The sequence below is a fragment of the Candidatus Albibeggiatoa sp. nov. BB20 genome (assembly GCA_016744725.1).
Classification (GTDB): domain Bacteria; phylum Pseudomonadota; class Gammaproteobacteria; order Beggiatoales; family Beggiatoaceae; genus Albibeggiatoa.
In genome coordinates this window covers 38,658-60,817 of sequence record JADGDW010000003.1, presented here as the reverse complement: position 1 = coordinate 60,817, position 22,160 = coordinate 38,658, and the positions used below count along the sequence as shown (strand labels likewise).

Annotated in this window: 14 protein-coding genes; 2 read left to right on the top strand and 12 right to left on the bottom strand. The window is 38.4% G+C overall.

All coding sequences use genetic code 11. From position 1 onward, the window contains the following. Positions 1 to 37: 37 nt before the first annotated feature. The 4 genes from ABXH34_RS00715 to ABXH34_RS00700 form a co-directional block, all read right to left on the bottom strand. Positions 38 to 1,891, bottom strand: coding sequence for a two-partner secretion domain-containing protein (locus ABXH34_RS00715; protein ID WP_353569933.1), 1,854 nt, complete (start codon positions 1,889 to 1,891; stop codon positions 38 to 40). 77 nt (positions 1,892 to 1,968) lie between these two features. Continuing rightward, positions 1,969 to 4,275 (bottom strand): CHAT domain-containing protein, encoded by a 2,307-nt coding sequence (locus tag ABXH34_RS00710; protein WP_353569932.1) that lies wholly within the window; start codon positions 4,273 to 4,275, stop codon positions 1,969 to 1,971. A gap of 441 nt (positions 4,276 to 4,716) precedes the next feature. Then, complete coding sequence (locus tag ABXH34_RS00705; protein WP_353569931.1) at positions 4,717 to 6,291, bottom strand: ATP-binding protein; 1,575 nt, start codon at positions 6,289 to 6,291, stop codon at positions 4,717 to 4,719. Between the two features lie 25 nt (positions 6,292 to 6,316). Continuing rightward, positions 6,317 to 6,811, bottom strand: coding sequence for a Rab family GTPase (locus tag ABXH34_RS00700; RefSeq protein WP_353569930.1), 495 nt, complete (start codon positions 6,809 to 6,811; stop codon positions 6,317 to 6,319). Positions 6,812 to 7,250: 439 nt separating this feature from the next. Here ABXH34_RS00700 and ABXH34_RS00695 point away from each other — a divergent pair, with 439 nt between their 5' ends. Further along, positions 7,251 to 7,793: a DUF2058 domain-containing protein gene (locus ABXH34_RS00695; RefSeq protein ID WP_353569929.1), complete on the top strand. Its 543-nt coding sequence runs from the start codon at positions 7,251 to 7,253 to the stop codon at positions 7,791 to 7,793. Positions 7,794 to 7,925: 132 nt separating this feature from the next. Here ABXH34_RS00695 and nadB read toward each other — a convergent pair whose 3' ends face one another. Then, positions 7,926 to 9,518: an L-aspartate oxidase gene (nadB, locus tag ABXH34_RS00690; RefSeq protein ID WP_353569928.1), complete on the bottom strand. Its 1,593-nt coding sequence runs from the start codon at positions 9,516 to 9,518 to the stop codon at positions 7,926 to 7,928. Between the two features lie 564 nt (positions 9,519 to 10,082). On the opposite strand from nadB, the gene ABXH34_RS00685 reads away from it, so the two are divergent. Beyond that, positions 10,083 to 10,376, top strand: a complete 294-nt coding sequence (locus tag ABXH34_RS00685) for an encapsulin-associated ferritin-like protein (protein WP_353569927.1) — start codon at positions 10,083 to 10,085, stop codon at positions 10,374 to 10,376. 43 nt (positions 10,377 to 10,419) lie between these two features. Here the strand turns inward: ABXH34_RS00685 and ABXH34_RS00680 are convergent, their stop codons facing one another. The 7 genes from ABXH34_RS00680 to ABXH34_RS00650 all read right to left on the bottom strand — a co-directional run bounded on the left by ABXH34_RS00680 (position 10,420) and on the right by ABXH34_RS00650 (position 22,149). Beyond that, entirely contained in the window at positions 10,420 to 11,673 is a 1,254-nt protein-coding gene (locus ABXH34_RS00680) for a sulfotransferase family protein (protein ID WP_353569926.1), read from the bottom strand. A 95-nt stretch (positions 11,674 to 11,768) separates the two neighbouring features. After that, positions 11,769 to 13,559: a flavin-containing monooxygenase gene (locus ABXH34_RS00675; RefSeq protein WP_353569925.1), complete on the bottom strand. Its 1,791-nt coding sequence runs from the start codon at positions 13,557 to 13,559 to the stop codon at positions 11,769 to 11,771. 122 nt (positions 13,560 to 13,681) lie between these two features. Beyond that, positions 13,682 to 14,683 carry a sulfite exporter TauE/SafE family protein gene (locus tag ABXH34_RS00670; RefSeq protein WP_353569924.1) on the bottom strand — a complete coding sequence of 334 codons (1,002 nt, stop codon included), beginning with the start codon at positions 14,681 to 14,683 and terminating at the stop codon, positions 13,682 to 13,684. Positions 14,684 to 14,896: 213 nt separating this feature from the next. After that, on the bottom strand, positions 14,897 to 17,089 hold the full coding sequence (locus ABXH34_RS00665; protein ID WP_353569923.1) for a heavy metal translocating P-type ATPase: 2,193 nt from the start codon (positions 17,087 to 17,089) through the stop codon (positions 14,897 to 14,899). A gap of 386 nt (positions 17,090 to 17,475) precedes the next feature. Next, entirely contained in the window at positions 17,476 to 19,617 is a 2,142-nt protein-coding gene (locus ABXH34_RS00660) for a TonB-dependent receptor plug domain-containing protein (protein WP_353569922.1), read from the bottom strand. A 147-nt stretch (positions 19,618 to 19,764) separates the two neighbouring features. Next, the gene (gene uvrC / locus ABXH34_RS00655) at positions 19,765 to 21,576 is read right to left on the bottom strand and encodes an excinuclease ABC subunit UvrC (protein ID WP_353569921.1); all 1,812 of its coding nucleotides are present in this window, start codon (positions 21,574 to 21,576) and stop codon (positions 19,765 to 19,767) included. Between the two features lie 75 nt (positions 21,577 to 21,651). Continuing rightward, complete coding sequence (locus ABXH34_RS00650) at positions 21,652 to 22,149, bottom strand: peptidylprolyl isomerase (protein ID WP_353569920.1); 498 nt, start codon at positions 22,147 to 22,149, stop codon at positions 21,652 to 21,654. Positions 22,150 to 22,160 lie beyond the last annotated feature (11 nt).

The following is a 22,160-nucleotide window of genomic DNA, read 5'->3' as shown; positions in this document are numbered from 1 at the left end:
GTATTTGAACAGGGTGTTAAAAATCGTTTATATCAGTTTATCTTTGTAGTAGTGGAATATAAGACTGGAAATCATCAGGCACATTAGGCAAATCCGTTTTTTGTTTCACTGCAAAATGACTTAGATTATCATCACTTCTGGAAATACAACGTTGTTTGATTTTCATGCTCGCATCTAAAAACTGAGACGATAAAATACTGCGATCAATACTAGGAATTTCTTCAATTTGGACGCTACCATCAGTGCCAAATTCTGAGGACGCATCAATTTTGCTCGCACCTGTTAAATCTAAACCTGCTCCAGAAATAGCTAAAATCAATCCACCATTACCAAAGCTCGCGTTAGCACGTAATTCACTGTCTTGTAAACTAAAAATACAGGCGTTGCCAATCGCTAAATTGCCACCATTACCTTTACCATTACCATTGATATTAGCACTTATTGAACTATTTTTTAAACTGAGCTGACTACGCACATTTAATACAATATTTCCGCCATCAGATTCGCTAGCTGTAGTTGAAATACTGCTATTTTGCAGCAATAAGTCTGAGCTATTTAAACTGATATTTCCCGCATCTCCCTGAGCTTCACTATCAGCCGAAATAAATGCATTATTAGATAAAGCCAACACATCAGAAATATGTAGATGAATACTACCACCATTGCCCAATCCTGTAGAATTATTATCAATCGCGGTATTTTCACCTGTTAAGGTTAGATTGCGTGCTTCAATATAGATGAGACCCGCATCCCCTCCATCTTCAGTACTGGCTTGAATCACTGATGGCGAAATGCCTAAGCCGATTTTAGGGCTTGCCATATACAAATTTTTACGTACAAAAACACTAATATCGCCTCCTGCCCCAATACCAAAAGTCTTAGTTGTAATTGAAGTATTGAGCAAAGTAAGATTATCTGCCACTAAACGAATATCACCAGCATCACCTGTAATTTCAGGTTCTTTTTGTGTACCTGTAGTCAATATATTGGTATCAACTAAGACTGCATTATTTTCAACTTGAACAATGATTAAACCACCTTGCCCTGCACCATAAGTACGACTATCCAAATTAGCATTGTTTAATAACAAGCTATCAGTATTAATGAATAAGGTACTATTTTGACCAATAATAGAGGTATTTACAAAAATAGAACTATTATCTAAAGTTAAATCATTTGCACGAATAAAAATAAGACCATCCCCATCTCGGCCAATATCTAAAGTACTATTGTTACTGATGGTAATTTGGCCTAATTCAAAAGTTTCTTGTAGCGGCACAATGGGATTAATCGGCTCTCCATGGCGTACCGCTAATAAATCCAAATGGCCTGATGTTGCTTTAAGTCTTGAATTTTTAATAAAAATATCACCTGCCGAAAATGATAAAGTCGTGCCTTTGGGGGTATCAAGTTGTGTATTAGAAATTTCAATGGCTTGGGGTGTACCTAAAAAACCAAATGTATCGGGTGGGGCTGAAGTTAGTATTTGATTTTGCTGTAAAGACGTTGGCCAGCGAAAATTATCTGTAAAAATAATATCTGAGGCTGTAGTGAGATAGAGTGAACCAAGTACATCTAGTCGAGCATTACTTTCAAAAACAAACCCCTGATTGTTAGTAAGATATAAGTCAGCATTGGGAATTAAAGTGCGAATTGTGCCACGAATAAGTGATTGGCCACCTGTAATACGCGCGACAATGTTTTTTATATTATCTGAACCAGAAAAAGTAGCAGTTTCACCAGTTTGCAAGTTGAATTGTTCAAAGCTGTGAAATAAATTAGTGCCTTGTTGTATACCTAAATCAGGACTGATTGCGTAGTCTGTTCCCTGTAAACTCACTCTATCACCCAAACTACCATCAGTGATGATCTCAGCCCATAGATTTTGCATACTACAGAAAATGCCTAAAAAAACAGCCCAAAATATCTTATATCGTGTTTTTTTTAAGGTTTGTGTTAAGCGCATTATCACAACCAATTTCCAACCAGTAAGAAAGGTGCCCAAAATGCTGGATGTTGATAACGAGGCTTATTAAGTAAATACAATTGCGCTTTTTGCAACGCTTTGGCTTTTGTTACATGTTTTATTTGTAATTGCTGATAAAACTCACTGACTAATAAGCTGGTGGCGGCATCATCGATAAACCACAAGGTGGCTAATGCACTTCTAGCCCCCGCTTTAACTGCAATACCTGCTAAGCCTAAAGCTGCTTGGTCATCGCCTACCGCAGTTTGACAAGCACTCAAAGTTAATAATTCCATCGGTTCATTGCGAATTTTACTTAAACGGATTAAATCTTCTAAATGACTAATGGTGATTTTGTTGTCATAAGTCAGTAAAAAGGTTTTTTGTGGATCACTATTAAACTGACCATGAGAGGCAATATGTACAATAGAATAAGGGGTTTGCCTTAGTGAGTTAGCAAAATTAGCAGTGGTAAATTCATTATCAAGTAAAATTTGTGATTGTTGAGGGTAAAAACGCTCGATAAAACGGACTTCTCGGGTCACACTAGATAATTGAGGAAAACCCTGTACACTTTGAGATAAGCCATTGAGCAATATTTTCACATCAGCCTTCTTTGCTAATGGCGTTGGATCAGTCAAGGTTAAACTAGGCACGGTGGCAATAGCATAATCTTCAATTAAAAAATGGCTACCATTATGAAGTGCTGAAAATGGAATGGTTCGCAATACACCATCAGGTACAAAAACCAAGGTATCCACTTGCTGGCGTTTTAATTCAGCCAAAATTGGTGTAATCATCCAACGATATAAACGCTGTGCATAAGGTAGATAATCTTTTGTTTCCCGTGTTTCCAGCTCAAATCGAAACTCATTTGCCTCATCTTTTAACTTCAATGCCGTTATATTAACGGTAAAATGTTTAATTCCTTTGGGTAAACTCAGGAGGATTTCTAAACGATCATGCAGTAAAATTGGATAATATACCGCCGTTTTAGCCATATTCATTTGTTCGGCTAAAGTAGTGGATGACTGACGCAAACAATCATCTTGAAAGTAATCTTGTAGCTCAACCGTTTTCAATAATTCAATGGTGTCGCGGGCTTCAATCAGCCACTTAGGATCAGCATCGGTTTTAGCTTTTTGCAATAGCAAGTCGGCCAACTCAAAATAAACTAAGCCAATAGTTTCACGAAAGGGCAACGACGTTTTGCGATAACCCGTTTTTAATTCATCACGTACCGCTTGCAAAGATTTGACAGCATGTTGATAAGCCACAATGGCTAAATCCAGTTGTTTTTGAATTTGGAATAAACGCCCCGCTTGCCATTCCCAACGATATAAAATCTCATAAGCTTCACTTTCTTGGGCTGCAAAAATGGCGCGTCGAGTGAGTTTTAAACTGTCTTCATAACGCTTTTCAGATTCATATAATTGGCCTAAATAGCCATAGGCATAAGCAATCAGGCGGTCATTATGAATTTGTTCCGCAATTTTGACCGAGGTTGATAGACTTTCATAAGCTAATTGACGTAGCTGTTGTCGACTTTTGCCATTAATTTGATATTCTTGTTGCTGCTTCTGAATATTTTGCGCAAGCTCCCCAACTGTGATGAGCAAAAACGCTTTATCATATTTATCTTCTCGTATAATTAAGGCTTGATAAGCTTGTTGTAATGAGTTAGTGGCTTGTTTAAATTGATGATTTTTTAAATAAGTACGACTTAAGTTGACCAAAACTCGGATTTGCAATTCTGGCTGTTCTGAATCTGTATGGGTTAAGGCTTGTTGATAAACACTGATGGCTTCATCAAAATAGGCTTCTACAGCAAGCACATTACCCAAATTATTGAATACCATTGCAGAAATGCTGCTAGAGACTTGTTCAATTTCTAATTTATTGACCGCTTGATTAATATATTGACGGGCTTTGATATATTGATGAGTCGCTAAACATAAGTCGCTCAAGGCTGCGAGTAATAAAATATGTTGGCTTATATCACTTTCAACCAGCGGCAAATTGCGTTCAAGCAACTGAATTGCTTTGTCAGAATTGCCTAAGGATTGATGCGCATGGGCAATTTGAGCATGTAAATCGATTTTTTGATTTTGATTTAAATCGTCAATAGATAGCGAATCTAGGCCACCTTCCCAATGTTGGATAGCCTGCTCATACTGGCCTTGCTTAAAGTAAGCCTGACCTTGTTGTAACCATTGTTCTGCACTTAATGCGTATACCCAGTTTGGCAGCCATACACATACTATAAACAGTGGCAGATAGATGATTTTATTATATTTCAATGGCTTCATAAGTTGAGAACTATCACAGCAAACATATAGATTTCATCATAACGCCTCATAAATGTGTATAGATAGCAGTTATGTGACAGAACAATTATCGTATTTAAGCTACCATCCATCAAGTTTTTTTAGAATAACATTTTGCTGCTTAGGATTTTGATTATAAAAAGAAGCTGTGAGTAGAGCAAATAATTTTATAAGTATGGTTTAAATCAATATCTTGGCTATAATAAGCTAAGCCATTGATTTAAAACAAACATCCATAAATAAGCCTTTTCTATAAAATCAATAAGTTATATTACTTCCAAAAGTTGGTGAAGGTATTGTTCATTGCATTAAGAGTAAATGATATAAACTGCTATTTAAAACACAGGAGGCTGTGATAAGTACAATCAACATCTAAATCGTCTTATTTCAACTCCTGTTTTCCTAACAACTTAGAAAATATCACTAATGCGTTTTGGATAATATATCATCAATGGTATCTAACAAGGTATCGGCTTGAATCGGCTTGGTTAAATAGGCCTGACAACCAATTTCCAGTGCATAATCATGATCTTTCGGTAATGTAGAGGCAGAAATGGCAACAATGGGTTTATCAAAACCTTGCTCTCTTAACTGCTGAGTGGTTTTATACCCATCTAAAGCAGGCATGTGCATGTCCATGATTAGAATTTCAGGCTGATGTTTTTCCAGTAAATTCAAGACTTCTAAACCATTACCCGCTTTGATGACGGTATGTCCTGCATCTTCTAAATAGACTTCCATCAAAGTACTCAGATAAATACTGTCTTCAGCAAGTAATACCGTTGTCTCTTGAGCGGTCTTAGCTCGTTCTTGCTTTATCGCTTTTACCGTTAACTTATCTTCTTGTTCTGATTTAAGCGTATGAGTTAAAGGAGCTTGGACAAAACCTCTGAAAATAGAGCCTTTTCCTACGCTGGATTCGACTGCTAATTCACCTTGCATTTGTTGTACAAGATTGTAGCTAATTGCTAAGCCAAGTCCTGCACCCACATGGGAATCGACATCAACTTGATGAAATGCGGTAAAAATATGCTCAAGCTGTTCGCTTGGAATACCGCGCCCCGTATCTGTCACTGTAAAGTAAAATTTATTATCTTGCCATTCGACTTCTAAATGAACATGGCCTTGCTCAGTAAATTTCAAGGCATTATTAATCAGGTTAATTAAAATTTGGCGTAATCGAACCTCATCGACAGTAACCACCCGTGGAAAACTACTTTGGGGTAATACACTAAATTCTAATTTTTTATCTTGTGCTGCAGGAAAGAACAAGCCTTTTAAATTATCACATAATTGGCTTAAATCAGTTTGAGTTGGGTGTAAGCTGACTTTGCCATTTTCAATTCGAGTTTGCTCAAGCAGGGTATCAATCAATGATAGCAAGTGATTTGCACTGTTTTTAACATTGGATAAGTAGCGAGTTTCCTGCTCATCATTTTGGGTAGCTTCATCTAATAATTGTGTGTAGCCGACAATCGATGACAGTGGGGTGCGCAACTCATGTGATAAGCCCGCGATAAAACGTGATTTTAAATTGCTGATTTTTTCTAGTTGGATTTTATCTTCAGCCAATGCCTCACGAGCCGTTTCTAATTTTTGCACCACTTGGCTTTGACGATAAGTCAAAATACTCAATTCATTTAATTGCTGTTGTAATTTCTGTTGCCGATAATGTTCGGTTGTTGCATCTAACAATAATACCCACGTCCCACTTTCGCTAGGCACAATATGCACATGGGCGCAACGTCCATTTTCCATACAAATAAATTCAATAATCTGTGCATGGTCAACGGGTAATAGGCCTTCTAAAAATACGATTTGCTCATTGACAGGTACACCTGTTTCTAAATTGGTCAAACCATAATAACGTGGGTGTCCTCCCCAGCTTGCCAATAAACCGCTTTTGTCCACATGGAGATAAGTCATCAGCATTTCTGCCATCCACATAGAACGAATATATTTGATAATACTGAGAGGGAGAGTTGAAAGAGCTGACATATTTGATTTCCTCTATCCTGCTTTTTTATGCAATTAACTTGGTAGCAAGTTCCGTGAACGCGGCTTCAACATTTTCACCTGTTCTAGCACTGGTTCTCAGAATTTTCCAGCCCTCTTGCTCTTGAGCGGTGATTAACTGTTCTTCAATTTCCCACTCATCCGTTAAGTCAGCCTTATTTAATAATATAACAAAAGGTTTTTCACCAATTTGCTCAGTGACAGCTTGTTTCAATTTTAAAGCAGATTCCCAAGTAGGACGGCGTGTGCCATCTACGATTAAAAAATATCCTGTTGCACCACGTAGGTAAGAAGCGGTGGTAGTGGTAAATGAATCAGCTCCTGCAATGTCCCATAAAATGAGTTTGACTTGCTGTTCATCAAGGTTAACAATTTTAGTGTCAATCTTAACTCCAACAGTAGTAAGGTATTTATCAGAAAAGGTTTGACGAACAAAACGTGCCACTAAACTGGTTTTACCTACAGCAAAATCGCCAATCATACAAATTTTCTTCTGTACCACACCTGCGTTCCTTTTTTTATAAACACTTTATCTTATCAGTTCAGTATTCTAACACTAGTACGGCTTTTCAAGTATGCTCGATTGTGTAATTGAAAAATAAACTGCAAGCTTATGAGATTTATCTAATTAAATCAATACTGTAATTAGAGTTTTTATCTGTTATAAAAGATGATTAACGGGCAAAATAAAATAAGCACAAATTGATTACAATTTAAAGCCACACTCAATTCATTCTAAATAAGCATTAAATATAATAATATTGGGTAATTATTTGAGAAATGAACTGTTTATGCTCATATATTTAAATATAGAATTTCAGGATTTATCCATATTGGGCATCATAAATCGAAAATGATGTATTAAATCAGTATAGTGAATATAAAATATGTTAAATTACCCCAGCTTGAAAAAAAACACTGTTATAAGGAAAAATCATATTATGAGTAGCTCATTACAAGATCAATTACTCAAAGCAGGACTTGTAGATAAAGCTAAAGCGAAGGATGTGAAGAAAACCAAGCAAAAGCAGTCTAAACAAAAGTTTAAACAGAAAAAACAGGTTGACGATGAAATCAAGCTAACATCACAACGAGCACATCTTGAGAAAGTTGAAAAAGATCGTGAGTTGAATCGCCAAAAATCGGAACAAGCGAAGCAAAAAGAAATTCACAGCCAGATTAAGCAACTTATCACGTTGAATATGATTACAGCTCGTGAAGCTGATATTGCATATAATTTTACGGATGGTTCGATTGTTCAAAAACTGTATGTTACAAGCGAAACCCAGAAGCAGCTTATCAAAGGCAAGTTGGTTATTGTTAAGCTAGAAGAGCATTATCATATTATACCCACTATCGTTGCAGATAAGATTGCAATGCGTGATGACAGTTATTTGGTACATCAAGCCGCTGCTGAAAATACGGAAGCGGATGCAGATGATCCTTATGCGGATTATCAAGTACCTGACGATTTAATGTGGTAAGAATTTATGCTTTAGTAACAAGAGTATAAGCGGCTCTATCTGATGATTCAGAACTACCCGTCATTGTAGGATGGGTAGTCTAAATAAATTACTGTAAATCATAATATACTGATTTATAAGAATAAAATATCATCACCCATAATTGTCTGGTGTTAAAATCGTATTGGTCGCAATCGGACTGGTTTTTAAATAATCCAAAGTATAATGCAAACCACGACTTTCTTTACGCAATAAGGCAGAACAGATAATTAAATCAGATACCAGTGTTAAATTTCTTAATTCAATCAAATCGTTACTGACACGGAAGTTGCTGTAATACTCATCAATTTCTTTTTGCAGCAAATCAATACGATGTTTTGCACGTTGCAAACGTTTTGTTGTACGTACAATACCTACATAATCCCACATGAAATGGCGTAATTCTTCCCAGTTATGAGATACCACAACTTCTTCATCTGAATCAATAACTAAGCTTTCATCCCATTCAGGCAAATGCGGGGGTTTTGGCACATCAGTGAGATGTTGCAAAATATGATTCGCCGCACTATGCGCAAACACCAGACACTCTAATAATGAGTTACTGGCCATCCGATTTGCACCATGTAAACCTGTGCTCGCCGCTTCACCCACTGCATATAAACCTTCAATATCAGTCTGTCCAAATTGGTTGGTTAATACGCCACCACAAGTATAATGCGCTGCAGGCACAACGGGAATCGGCTCACAAGTCATGTCATAGCCGAATTCTAAGCAACGTTGATAGATATTAGGGAAATGGGCAACGATAAAATCCGCCGACTTGTGACTAATGTCTAAAAATACATAGTCGCAGCCTAAGCGCTTCATTTCATGGTCAATTGCTCTGGCAACAATATCTCGTGGAGCTAGTTCTAAACGTTTATCAAATTGGGGCATAAACCGTTGGCCATCTGGCAACAGTAATTGCCCGCCTTCACCACGCACCGCTTCGCTAATGAGAAAAGATTTTGCATCTGGATGATAAAAACATGTGGGATGAAATTGGATGAATTCCATATCCGCAACTCGACAGCCTGCCCGCCACGCCATGGCGATTCCATCTCCTGTCGCGCCATCTGGATTGCTGGTATACAAATAGGCTTTACCTGCTCCCCCTGTCGCCAAAATCACATATCTGGCTCGTACCACACTGGTTTGCATGGTTTCACGGTTAAAAATATAAGCACCAAGACAACGCGTCGTGGGTAAGCCCAGTTTTTTTCCTGTAATTAAATCAATGGTAATGTTATTTTCTAAAAGGGTAATATTGGCGTGTTCACGTACTTTTTTGCTCAAGGTGGTGACAATTGCCCGACCTGTCGCATCTTCGGCATGAATGACACGGCGATGACTATGCCCCCCTTCACGAGTGAGGTGATATTGTTCTGTATTAGGAATTTGTGTAAATGGCATTCCTTGTTCAATCAGCCATGCAATCCGCTCTGGCCCTTCTGCAACGGTAAATTCAACCACGTCTCGATGACATAGCCCTGCACCTGCAATTAAAGTGTCTTCAACATGGGATTCGACCGAGTCATCTTCACTCAGTACTGCTGAAATACCACCTTGTGCATACGAGGTATTGCCTGCATCGATAGAATCTTTAGATAGGATAGCAATATTGGCATGTTGTGCGAGTTCTAAGGCGAGGCTTAAGCCTGCTGCACCTGTCCCGATAATTAAAACATCATAGACCTGCTGGGTCATGGTTCACCGCAACTCCCAAATCAATATTAGTAAGCAATTATCAATGAACAGTGAATATTTATCAATCTACTATTTGAGAATAGTTAGAACAGGTTTGGATAAACTCAAATGGCAAGTGAAAGTCTGGACAATATTTAATAGAATTAAAGTCTAGCCTTAAGTTGTGAAGAAAAGCATAAGAGAAGATGTTCATTACAATCTATAGGTGATTGTTCATCTGTTATCTATATTTGTTTTGTAGATAAATTATACGCTGTATTTTCAATCAAATTATTCAATGGCTTAGGACTTAATCCATTCAATTCTATCCCCATTTGTTCCAATATGGCTTGTCGTCTTTTCATCAGAGACTTGGGGATTATGTTGTCGTCGATAAATGATACAACTCTTATTATTTGGCTCTCTCCTCAATTTCTCATCAAATCTGTCCGAAGTATTGCAAGTTGATAGTTTTAAGAAATTTAGGCTGTATTTATAAATTGAACGCTTTGAGGTTTTAAGTTAATCTCTATATTTTGTTGAAGTTAATTAAGCATGATTACTCAATCTTAAGGAGATTAGAATATGGCAAACGAAGGCTATCATGAACCAGTTGAAGAACTTTCTACTGAAACCAAAGACATGCACAAAGCCATTGTGTCGCTGATGGAAGAGTTAGAAGCGGTTGACTGGTACAATCAAAGAGTTGATGCGTGTAAAGATGAAGAATTAAAAGCGATTTTGGCGCACAATCGAGATGAAGAGAAAGAACATGCTGCAATGGTATTAGAGTGGATTCGTCGTAAAGACCCAAGCTTTGATAAAGAATTAAAAGACTACTTATTTACCGAAAAGCCAATTGCACACAAGCAAATATAATCAATGACTAAAAGGTGGGCTTGATTCTCCCACCAACTTTAAATTACCGTTCTTTAACCACTCCCGAATGTTCATAATAACGCCCAAAAGCATCTTCAATTCGGTCAATCGATAAGCCAAATTGCTCCAGAGTGTAACGGTGCACACCTAATTTATGCTGAGGGTTTTCATTCATCCATGCGTGTAAACGCTCTTTCATCGCATCGGTAAAATCATAGTTGAAATGGCGATAAATGTTGGCGATCATTTCGGGCGGGTTCTGCATAAATTCCATATAGTGCACATCTAAAATACGTTTGGAATCAAAATCCTTGCGCACATCCATGGCATGATGTACCGCTCTTGACAATACATTTAACCAATAATCACCAACTTCGTTTGCATTGACCATTTCATCAGAAAACCGAATTCGCGCCAATCCTGATACGCTACAACATGAGGGTAATACTTTCACTGGATCGCGATGAATGTACACCACGCTGGCATCAGGAAATACTTTTAACAACAAATCTAAATGATAAATATGCGCAGGGGCTTTAAACACCCAATGTGAACTAGGCCATTTCCAGCTTAAATACTGTAATTGCTTGCGATAATATTCATAAGCATAAGTGATGTCTTGCTGTTGCACCCAATGAGAATAACTGCTGACATTGGCTCTAAAATCAAATAAATGTCCCACCATACTGTGTTCAAATAAACGGCTACATTCAGCAGGTTTATTCGCACTGATATGATGCGCTACCGCGAAATTGGGCGATAAGGCATTTTGACGATTAATCAATGTAGAAGCAGTGACTAAACGCAGGTCGGTTAACCAATGATCTTTTTCAGGGGCAGGAGTCGGCAACAACGCTTCAGCTAAATGTAACCAACGACAATTGGGGTCTTGCGCCAACATATTGTGTAAAAAAGTTGTACCACTACGAAACATTCCCACCACGAATAAAGGCTTTTCAACAGGTACGTCTAAAATTTCAGGATGTTTTTTAAACTCGTCTTCTAATTTCAAGCGATTGGTTAATAAACGTAGGGTATCTTGCTGAAAAAAACGCCGACCGACTAAATTTAATCCAGCATCAGATTCTAAGGCTTGTAAAAAATAGCGTAATGGCTCACGAAAATCATCACCACCCCAATCTGATAAACCTGTAATTTGTTCCGCTTGGCGTATTAGCGTTTGTTCATTTAAATCAAAGTTAGACAGTTTATTTAATGGTAATACGCGGCCAGCCCAATTTAACATATTGGCTTGCCAAGGACGTTTAGGTCTTTGAAAAGTAGGGGTTGCTTGCATGGGAAGGGCCTTTAATATGAACTGAGGACTGACAATCCTTGGAGCTATAAATAAATGCGTTGTTCCAAATTATTGCCAGTCCTGACTTTTACAAATTAGATAATTGGACGGAATTTCTTGATACCTAAACCGCCTAATAAATAGAAAAACGGTTTCATCACAAAGAATAAAATAATGCCTTGCACCACACGGAATGGGACAACTTTAGGCAATCTATCCATCGCTGTTTGGGCTGCTTCAGGTTTAGCACCATAACCATGTAAACGATACTGGAACGAAGCCAATGGCGCAAATAAGTAAGTGTATAGTAATTTAGGACTAAACATAACTTTCGAGAATTGTGGGCGACAACCGACTTTTCCCGCAATATCTTCCATATAAGCATGGTAATCAATCAATGAAGTCAAACGTTTAGCATGTTGCTTACGGCTCATGGTATACACTTCTGCATCATTCTCAACAATATGCTGCATTTCTGCTTGGCTAGGTAATTTAATACGACCTTTGAAAATACCTGAAATCCAACGTGATTGCATTTCAACAATAGGTGGGGCAGCCCCAATATTCGGTCTTGCAAAACCCATAAATGCGATGTTTGGCTGCTTTGGCATAAATACGTTTTTGTATAAATCACGACCGTCTAAATCTTGTTCTTGCAAATACGGCAAATGGCTCTTGAAGCCAGTACATAACACAACGATGTCAACTTCGCGTTCAATACCATCATCAAACTTAATGGTTTTACCACCCATATATTGTTTGATATTAGGTACAATTTTCACTGTTTTGTCGATAACGTCATTGAAGAACCAAGGACTTTTTGTAAACGGTTGATTATTATGCAAACCACCAGAATACCATGCAAAGGTTTCACGTAATTTCCAGAACCGTTCTTCTTTTTCAGCTTCGGATTTTGGTGACTCAGCACATAATTCTTCACAGGCTTTGGCTAATTCTACGCCTGATGCTTCGCCATGACGTTGTGGTTTTTGGAATAAAGCAATCCAGTTTTTCGGATTAAACAAACCTTTGAGAATAAACAATAATTCTTTGCCCACTGTTTTAGGATAGAAAGGCAATAATAAAATTAATGGAATCACACTAGCAATAGTGTAAAACATTCTGAACGGTGAATATTGATCGCGCACCGTCATGATGCAGCAATGGTGTAAGTCGTGTAAATAAATACGTGGCAACCACACTTTAGCACGGTATGAACCATGGTCGGCTGGTAATGATTGCGCGGCTGTACTCATGGTGATGATCGCGCCTTTACGTAATGACATGTATACGTTTTTCGATTTGCCTGCTAAATCATGGACTAAATCCGCACCACTTTCGCCACTACCGACTACGACTACATTTTTGTCTTTTAAATAATTGGGGTCTTTTGGTAAATAAGAGGAATGAATGATTTCGCCACCAAATTGATCTGCACTTTCTACATCTGGAATCATCGGCACATGGTGTAAACCTGAACAAACGATAACACCGTCATAGACTTTGGTTGTCGTGTCATTGCCACATTGCGCAGTCACTTCCCATTTATCGCCTTCGATGCGTTGTAGTTTTTTAACTTCATGATTGTATTTAATCAAAGGCAATAAGTTGTTTTTTTCAACGTAGTTGTTTAAATATTGTAAATAAACCGTGTGATGTGGAAAATAATCAATCTCTTTTTCCATCGGGAAATCAGAAAATTGTAGAAAAGTCTTAGAGGTACTCGCGGTTGTGTTGTCAGTAACTGTGGACATTTTTTCATCAAAATACCATAAACCACCGAAACCATCTCTTTTTTCTAAAATATCGACTTCGATATCTTCTTCGCGTAGCTGCTTGGCTGCTGCGAGCCCTGATGCACCACCACCGATAACGCAAACGTGCATGATGACTTCCCCTTTTTGGTGTGTTTGGCTGTTAAGTGTTCATTCTTGATTTTACTATCTGATTCTCATGCTCATGATTAAGCTTTATTTGAGAGCAAAGAGAACCTTTAGTAAGTAAGCTGTTAATTATTATTCACTACTGCTAATTGTTCATAAGTGCGGGTTCGATACATTAAATAGTTAATCATCGAAAACACCACTAAAATACTTAAACTGCTATAAATAACCAATGGATTCAATGGGATTAAAATCAGAGAAGTCATAAATTCAATAAAAATCAGACTGATTAAAATATTCGCAATCGTCTGGCGGGATAAACTGTTGCAGAACATAGCACCCAATGGCGCACCTATGACGACAACAGGAATTGCAGCATACCAATAGTGCATTGCAGGTGGGGTAAAATCATTGATAACAAAGGTTTGTAATGCAAAACCAGCCATCGCATTAAATGCCATCAGTACAACCGAAGTTGGCGTAGAGACTTTTTCACACATACGGAATAGCAACACCATCACCGCAAATACAAAAATATCAATGCCGTTACCTACCATTCCCGACATGATGCCACCAAGCAAACCCGCAAAGAAAATCACAGTTTTTTCGTGCATACCCCATTTGGGCATGGTTTCATGACGATGTGGTAAACCTGTGCGATTGAGAATAAGCAAAGTAATCGCAAAACTGGTTAACATCATGGTGAAGGACATTTTAATCACAGGCGGCGGCAATAAGGGTGCGAGGATACCAAGTCCAAACCACACTCCAAAAATACCACCCAAACTACCCCATAAAATTACTCGCCATTCCACTTGAATTCGGGTTAAAATAATCGCCAAGGTTGCAGCACCCATACCAACACTTTGAATTGCCAGTGAAAAGACTTTGGCTTCATAAGGCGGAATCTGGAGTAATTTAGTAAACACGGGAAATGCCACCGCGCCACCGCCAATACTCGTGCCCCCTGCGATCATCGAACCAAATACCATGGTGATAGTAATTTGCCAATTTTCAGCGACATGATTTAACGCAGGCTGGATGCCTAATAATGCAAACCACACCGCCCACACTAACATTGCAATGGAAAAAATGGCGATATTCTTGTTTTCAAATAGTATTTTCATGGTTTAAATACTTTCGCTATACAGGACTGGCAGTCCTTATTTTTGGATAAAATATTATTTGGCTTGTAACTAGGATTGCCAGTCCTAAGAAAACACTTTTTTTTCGTTCCAATGGTCTTGGAATATAGCCCAAACGCTCTTCTGCATCACAATAAAAGAAACTAAATTGCTTAATCTGCTTATGACGCTGAGCGTAGTAACCAGTCAAAATAGTTATGCTTTTGCAGTCACTTCCTCAAGAATCTCCGCATCTTCTACATCGTCAGCTTCACTGGCTTTAGGTTTGAAATAATTCTTTTCTGCTAAATGTTTCTCAATTTTCCGCGTCACATAAGGACGCATCGCATTACCCATACCTAAACCCAAACCTGCCACATTTAATAAAATCGACTGCGCCACACCAAAGCCCAGTAAAAATGCACCACTGACACTTAATACCGCTGGAATCACCATAAAGGCAAAGCTGGTGTTCATATTATTGTTAAATTCTTCTGCTAATTCAAACAAATAAGGTAAATGACTTAAACCGCTATCCATCAAAATAATCTGCGCTGTATCAGTCGCAACCGTCGACGCGCCACTGAGTGAAATTGACACTTGGGCTTTTTTCAATGCAATCGAATCATTAATACCATCACCGATATAACAAATAAACCGCCCTTCAGATTGTAATTTTTCAATCAATTCTGCTTTCTGCTCTGGCAAGGTTTCCGCGAAATAAAAATCAATGCCTAAATCTTCAGCAAGCTTACGGGTTGGGGCTTCATTATCACCAGAAATAATATAGGAAGTTTGAATATTGCCGCGTTCTTTAAGTTGTTCAATAATTTGCTGTGCTTCAGGACGTACTGTTGGCACAAGCTCAATTCCACCGACTAATTGTCTGTCGATAGCAATCATCACAATACTGTAACCCAGCTCATTAGATTGTTTTTGCTTGTCTTGCATATGTTGCGGAATGGCAATACTTTCCACGTTCATGAATCGGTCACTGCCCACATGTATGGTTTTGCCATCCACATGCACCACCAAACCAAAGCCCAGTTTATATTCACTGTCCTCAGTACTAGGTATGTCAATTTTACGATTTTCAGCTTCTTCAATAATCGCTAATGCCAATGGATGACTTTGTTTATATTCAGCCGCTGCCGCATATTTCAGCACTTCATCTTCATTGAATTCATTACAAATATGGATGTTACCAACATGTGGTCGTTCTTCAGTCAATGTACCTGTTTTATCAAAGACTATCGTATCGACTTTGTTGAGCAATTCCAGCGAACGACCATCTTTAATCAAAATCCCATGCTCAGTGGCAATATTCAGATAATTTAAAATGCTAATTGGCGCAAGCACCATCATTTTGTTTTTCGGATGTGAGTTAATCACCGCCAATGCACCACTAAACCCAACTAAAGGTAATGCCACACTACCCGCGAGTAATATCGGTTTCACTAAATGTTTAGATAAGGAGTCAGCACGTAATTGAGTGGTTGATTTAAAATCAATCGTATCGTTTAATACATTGATAATTTTAGAAACAGTGGCTTCATCACCTGCTTTTTCAACTTTAACGTAGACTTTGCCAGACAGCACCACGGTAGAACCAAACACCGTATCACCAACTTCTTTATCAACAGGTTTTGCCTCACCCGTTAAAATATGTTGGTCAATAGTCGCTAATCCTTCTGTGACAGTACCATCAGCAGGAATCATTTCACCTGCATGTGCCACTACAATATCGCCAACCAGTAATTCTTCAAATGGGGTTTTGACTTCAATCCCATCTTTCATTACCCATATTTCATTAGGATGCTGGTTAAATGCTTCAACTAAACTTTGTTTGGAATCTTGAGTCACACGCGCCACAAGTCGTTCAGAAAAACGTAGCATTAACATCGCAATACTGGCAGCAATAAAATAACCACCGAGCAAACAGCCCGTTAGGGTAATCGCAACTAAGGTATCAACACTGATGTTACCTGCTTTAGTTTGTTTAATCGCATTTTTATAAACTTTGTGCCCAGTGTAGGCAAGGAAAGGAATACTAGCTAAACCGATTGGAGGAACAAAAACACCTGCGGTGGCTAAACCTAGTGCGGCAGATGATGCCATGATGCCACGTCCATTTTCACGCTCGAATGACTCTCTAGCTTCAATCGCTTCTTTATTCTGGTCATCAGCCCCTTGAAATAAACGTTTTAAACGACTCGTCGAGGCAGTATTAGGCTCATTGGTTTCGGCTGTTTCAGAGGCTTGAACTTCTTGGCTCTCAGTATTATTGTCATCTTCTGATTTAACATCGGACTTAACAGGTGGTTGTGCTGTTTCTTTTGCGACATCTTTTTCATACTCTTTATAGCCTGCGAATAAGATTCCGCTTAGTGCCAATGCCTCAATAATCATTGCCTATCACCCTGTGCTAATGAAGTCTGCTAATAACCAAAAAGTTGCAGATGTATTTGCCAAATTAATGACATTATCCACTACCAATCATAAGGTTTATGAATGTAGTACATTGTAATAGGTTTTGTGGTTAAAGTTAACCTGTATTAACATAAGTTTTAGATTTTTTTGTATAGGCTTGATTGTACGAATATTGGCAGCAGAATAAATTATGTATATTCAATCATTTGTTTGATATGTCATTATCATAACGTGGTATTGTTTTAAAATAGCATTGCTGGATATTAAAGTGGGCATGAGGATATAAACAAGATTATGCAGATAAACCATTGAGAATAAACTCATTACAATAATTAGGATTTATCGCAATAAGTTATTATCTCAAATTAATACCGATAACGCGCTTCGAGATATACTGAACGTTCTGCTAATGGTATATCATTTGGAATTGGAATAAATCCTGTTGCTTTGTCAACTAAACCTGATGTAGGTTCACGGCGTTCTCCATTAAGTAAGTTTCGAACTGAAAAAGCAAAATCCCAATTTCGATTAAAACCTTTCCGCCGCAGAGTAACATCAACAGAGGTATAAGCATCTAAAGCTTCACGGGAATCAGTATAGCGTCTCTCCCGTTCACTCACCCAATTTAATTGCGTATTTAAATACCAGTATTTTATAAATTGCCAATCTGTGCGTAAATAAACTTGGTCTCGCGGTGCACCACCTAAACCTTGCTCATCTTCATCCAACACACGCTGATGCGCATAATTACCTAACAATGTTAAATAATGGGCTATTTCCCAATAAGCTTCTAATTCCATACCACGACCTTTACGTTGTCCAAGGTTTTGCGCGACCTGTAAAGATGGGCTAAGTGGTTGAAATGCAATTTTATCCGTGACTTTAAATTGATAAATATTGAAGCTGGTTCTGACATCCTGATGCAATTTATAATTTAAACCAAGTTCATAACTGCGCATTTTTTCAGGTTGGATTTTGATAGCATCTGCCACGCTATTCAATTCACCAAAATTAGAAATCGTATTATATAGCTCAACAAATGAAGGAATACGGAATGCTTCACCATATAACGCTTTAAAACTTAAATCATTTGTAGCCTGCCATACTAAGGCTAAACGTGGACTCCATGTTTCAGCAAAATCGGAATAATCATCGTAACGTATGCCTGTGGTCAATGTCCATTGCTCAGCCAGCTTCCATTCATCTTGGGCAAACCAGTATAAACTCTTTCTATCACCTTCAATCATGAAAGCGTAAGGCGTACCTGAAAGCTCAACAAAATCACTATCTAAAGACAAAGGTTGCCCTGTAGCAGGGTCTATCCCAAAGTTCTGGTAATGGGATACGCCGTATAAATCGCTATAGGTAAAACCCGCGCCTAAACGAACCAAATGTTTATCAAAACCAGAATAGAAACTGCCTATGCTTAAGCCAGAAGCCCGTTCATTTTTACTGGTCTTCAAACGGAAACCATCTTCAACAATACCATTTTCTAATATGGTATTTGGCGGCGTAATTTGTAAATAAGGGTTCGGTTTAAGTCGATTTTCGCTGATATATGCTTGTACCATCACATCCCAATAGCGTGTGACTTGTGGATTATGATAAGTCAGATCAAGGTTATAACGTTCATCTTGGTATGCACCAATGGTGTCCAATGAGCCACCTGCTCCGATACCCACTCCCACTTCATCACGACCTTGATAAGCAGCACGTACTCGCCAGCGCTGTTTGGAAACATCAAGTCGTGCATCAATATTACGTCGTTCATTATTCATCGAGCTGGGGGCTGAGGAGGTATCAAACCCTTGTTGTTTACCCAGTTGGCTTTGTAAATCTTCGTTAATAATTGCCTGATAACCGTCTGAATCATGGATTTCCAACATAAAAGCAACATCAAAACCGAGGTAATCATCACCATGTGAAACCCAAACATCTTGCGTATCAAAACTACCTGCTCTCACACCAAATTCAGTACCGTTAATTTCAGCTCGGGTTTTAGTAATAATATTAATTACACCGCTAAAGGCATCTGCGCCATAAACTGCTGAGCCAGAACCCCGAATCACTTCAATCCGAGAAATGCTATTAACAGGCATTCCACCCCAAGTATTACCACGATTTCTAGAATAAAGTTGCTTAACAGGAATACCGTTGATGAGCATTAAAATTTCTGGATTATCCGTTGAATATAAACCGCGCATAATGTAAGCAGGATTGTTAAAAGCCGCAGCATTAGTAACATGAAGCCCTGGTACAGTTTCCAACACCTCATCTAAATCAGTCGCGCCAATCGCTTCAATATCAGCAGCGGTAATCACCGTGGTAATAGCAGGCGCTTCAATTTGAGATTGTTGTTTACCTGTGGCAATCGTAACCACTTTGACATTCAATAACGCTTCTAATGGCAACCCTAATAAATTTTTTTGATCCAATATATTAGGTGTTCCTAAAGCATGAGCATTGCTATATATCAATAAGCAGAAAAATATTAATAGTTTATTCATGAAAACATCCTTAGCAGTTTTATATCCTACTATTCACGAGCGGATTCTATAGTAACATAGGTTTATGAATTAAGAATGATGAATTATAAATTATCAGGCATAATGTTTAATTACTTGATTAACATAGCTTTACCCATTCTTTGTTATTTAATTACTATTCAAAAAATCGTAAATTCGTTGTGCTAATGAACGGCTAATGCCCTGTACTTTGGCAAGTTCATCTACCCCCGCTCGTGATACGCCTTGCAAACCTGCAAAATGTTTAATTAACGCTTTGCGTCGTTTTGCGCCCACACCTTCAATTTGCTCTAAAATAGAATGGGTTTTGATTTTGGCACGGCGGCCTTGATGTCCTACAAGTGCAAACCGATGAGACTCATCACGAATGTGTAAAATTAAATGTAATGCTGGTGAATCTGTTGGCAATACCAAAGGCTCATTAGATTCTGGAAAAACCAGTTTTTCTAAGCCTGCTTTTCTATCCACCCCTTTAGACACGCCTATCAGTTTGATTTTATGTTGCAATTGCAAATGTTTAAGCACTTGATACGCCACTTTTACTTGTCCTTTACCCCCGTCAATAAATAAAATATCAGGTAAAATACTGTCCTGTTTCAATTTAGCAAACCGACGGCTTACTGCTTGTTGCATTGCTGCATAATCATCTGCTTTGGGCACACCTTCAATATTAAAGCGACGATATGCGCTGTGTGCTGCACCTTCTTGGTCAAATACAACACAAGAGGCTGTAGTAGCTTCGCCTTGGGAATGACTAATATCAAAACATTCCATTCGTTGTGGCATGGTTTCCAAACGCAACACATGACATAAATTAGCAAGACGCTCACGATATTGGCTGGGTTTACGTTGTTGTAAACTTTGTTTTGCATTTTCGAGCGCCATTTCTAGCCATTTCGCCCGTGTGGTTCGCACATTGATACTGAGTTTAATCTGCTTTTGGCGTTGTTCGGTCACGGCAATAATTAGTGTATCTACGTCATCAGGTGTGTGGCTGACAATAATCTCATCTGGAATATCTCGATGTTTGGCTAAATAATATTGAGGTAAAAAGGCGGATAAAATACGAGTTTCATTGCTATCTTGAGCATGTTTAGGAAAAAAGGCTTGACTACCAATATGTCGCCCATCACGCACGCTGAGCAGTTGTACACAGCCAATATTTTGTTCATGCACACAAGCAACAATATCCACATTTCCACCGTCTGTTGTCATGTATTGTTGTTCTTGAATACTGCGTAATGCCACAACTTGGTCACGATATTTAGCTGCTTGTTCGAATTCTAAATTGTGCGCGGCCTTTTCCATTTTAGCGGCGAGCTGTGCGACAACTTGCTGACTTTTACCTTGTAAAAATAAAATTGCATGTTCCACATCTTGTTGATAAGCCTGCTGATCGATTAAGCCAACACAGGGTGCGGTACAACGCTTGATTTGATATTGTAAACAGGGGCGAGAACGGTGGCGAAATTCCACATCTTTGCATTGCCGAATGGGAAATAATTTATTTAATAGTTCTAAGCTTTCACGTACTGCACTGACATGGGGATAAGGACCAAAATAGCGACCTTTGGATTTCTTCGCACCACGGTGATAGCCTAAACGTGGAAAAGGATGATTTGACAGGAAGATATAGGGATAGCTTTTGTCATCACGCAGCAAAATGTTGTAGCGTGGCTGATGTTGTTTAATAAAATTATTTTCTAAAATTAAAGCTTCAGTTTCGGTATGAGTGACCGTGACTTCAATATTGGCGATTTGCTCAACGAGGGTTTTGGTTTTAAGAGATTGGCTTGTGGATGCGTTAAAATAACTGGAAACACGTTTTTTAAGGTTTTTGGCTTTGCCGACATACAATACTGTATTGCTGCTGTCAAACATTTGATAAACACCGGGTTTGGTGCTGAGATTAGCGAGAAATGTTTTTACATCAAAAGTCATATCATTATTATAAAATATTAAGAACTGACAGCATTAAAAAACACAAGCACTGCCAGTCCTAAGAATCGCTGAAAATTATAATTCTTCAACAGACTCAATTGTAATCACATCAACAGGCACATCTTGATGACCACCACGGTTCGCGGTTGGTACTTCTTTGATTTTATCGATGACATCCATACCTTCAGTCACTTCACCAAACACACAATAACCCCAACCTTGTGGCGTTTGTGCGGTAAAGTTTAAAAAGTCATTGTCTTTCACGTTAATAAAAAATTGTGAAGAGGCGGAATGAGGATCAGGTGTACGCGCCATCGCAATAGAACCACGCTTATTTTTCAAGCCGTTATCTGCTTCATTCTTAATTGTCGCTTCAGAGGGTTTGTCTTGCATATCCGCAGTCATGCCACCACCTTGAATCATGAAACCATTGATAACACGATGAAAAACAGTTCCTGTATAAAAGCCACTTTTCACGTAGTTCAAAAAGTTTTCAACCGTAATCGGGGCTTTTTCTTGATCTAACTCTAAAGTAATTGCACCAAGTGTCGTATTTAAACGTACAGTTGCCATTGTAGAATTTT

What these genes read in the sequence shown, in the direction of transcription:
- ABXH34_RS00660 (WP_353569922.1), bottom strand. Translation starts at nt 19,617, where the DNA reads ATGAATAAACTATTAATATTTTTCTGCTTATTGATATATAGCAATGCT.
- ABXH34_RS00705 (WP_353569931.1), bottom strand. Translation starts at nt 6,291, where the DNA reads ATGTCAGCTCTTTCAACTCTCCCTCTCAGTATTATCAAATATATTCGT.
- uvrC (WP_353569921.1), bottom strand. Translation starts at nt 21,576, where the DNA reads ATGACTTTTGATGTAAAAACATTTCTCGCTAATCTCAGCACCAAACCC.
- ABXH34_RS00665 (WP_353569923.1), bottom strand. Translation starts at nt 17,089, where the DNA reads ATGATTATTGAGGCATTGGCACTAAGCGGAATCTTATTCGCAGGCTAT.
- ABXH34_RS00650 (WP_353569920.1), bottom strand. Translation starts at nt 22,149, where the DNA reads ATGGCAACTGTACGTTTAAATACGACACTTGGTGCAATTACTTTAGAG.
- nadB (WP_353569928.1), bottom strand. Translation starts at nt 9,518, where the DNA reads ATGACCCAGCAGGTCTATGATGTTTTAATTATCGGGACAGGTGCAGCA.
- ABXH34_RS00715 (WP_353569933.1), bottom strand. Translation starts at nt 1,891, where the DNA reads ATGCAAAATCTATGGGCTGAGATCATCACTGATGGTAGTTTGGGTGAT.
- ABXH34_RS00670 (WP_353569924.1), bottom strand. Translation starts at nt 14,683, where the DNA reads ATGAAAATACTATTTGAAAACAAGAATATCGCCATTTTTTCCATTGCA.
- ABXH34_RS00710 (WP_353569932.1), bottom strand. Translation starts at nt 4,275, where the DNA reads ATGAAGCCATTGAAATATAATAAAATCATCTATCTGCCACTGTTTATA.
- ABXH34_RS00675 (WP_353569925.1), bottom strand. Translation starts at nt 13,559, where the DNA reads ATGCACGTTTGCGTTATCGGTGGTGGTGCATCAGGGCTCGCAGCAGCC.
- ABXH34_RS00680 (WP_353569926.1), bottom strand. Translation starts at nt 11,673, where the DNA reads ATGCAAGCAACCCCTACTTTTCAAAGACCTAAACGTCCTTGGCAAGCC.
- ABXH34_RS00695 (WP_353569929.1), top strand. Translation starts at nt 7,251, where the DNA reads ATGAGTAGCTCATTACAAGATCAATTACTCAAAGCAGGACTTGTAGAT.
- ABXH34_RS00685 (WP_353569927.1), top strand. Translation starts at nt 10,083, where the DNA reads ATGGCAAACGAAGGCTATCATGAACCAGTTGAAGAACTTTCTACTGAA.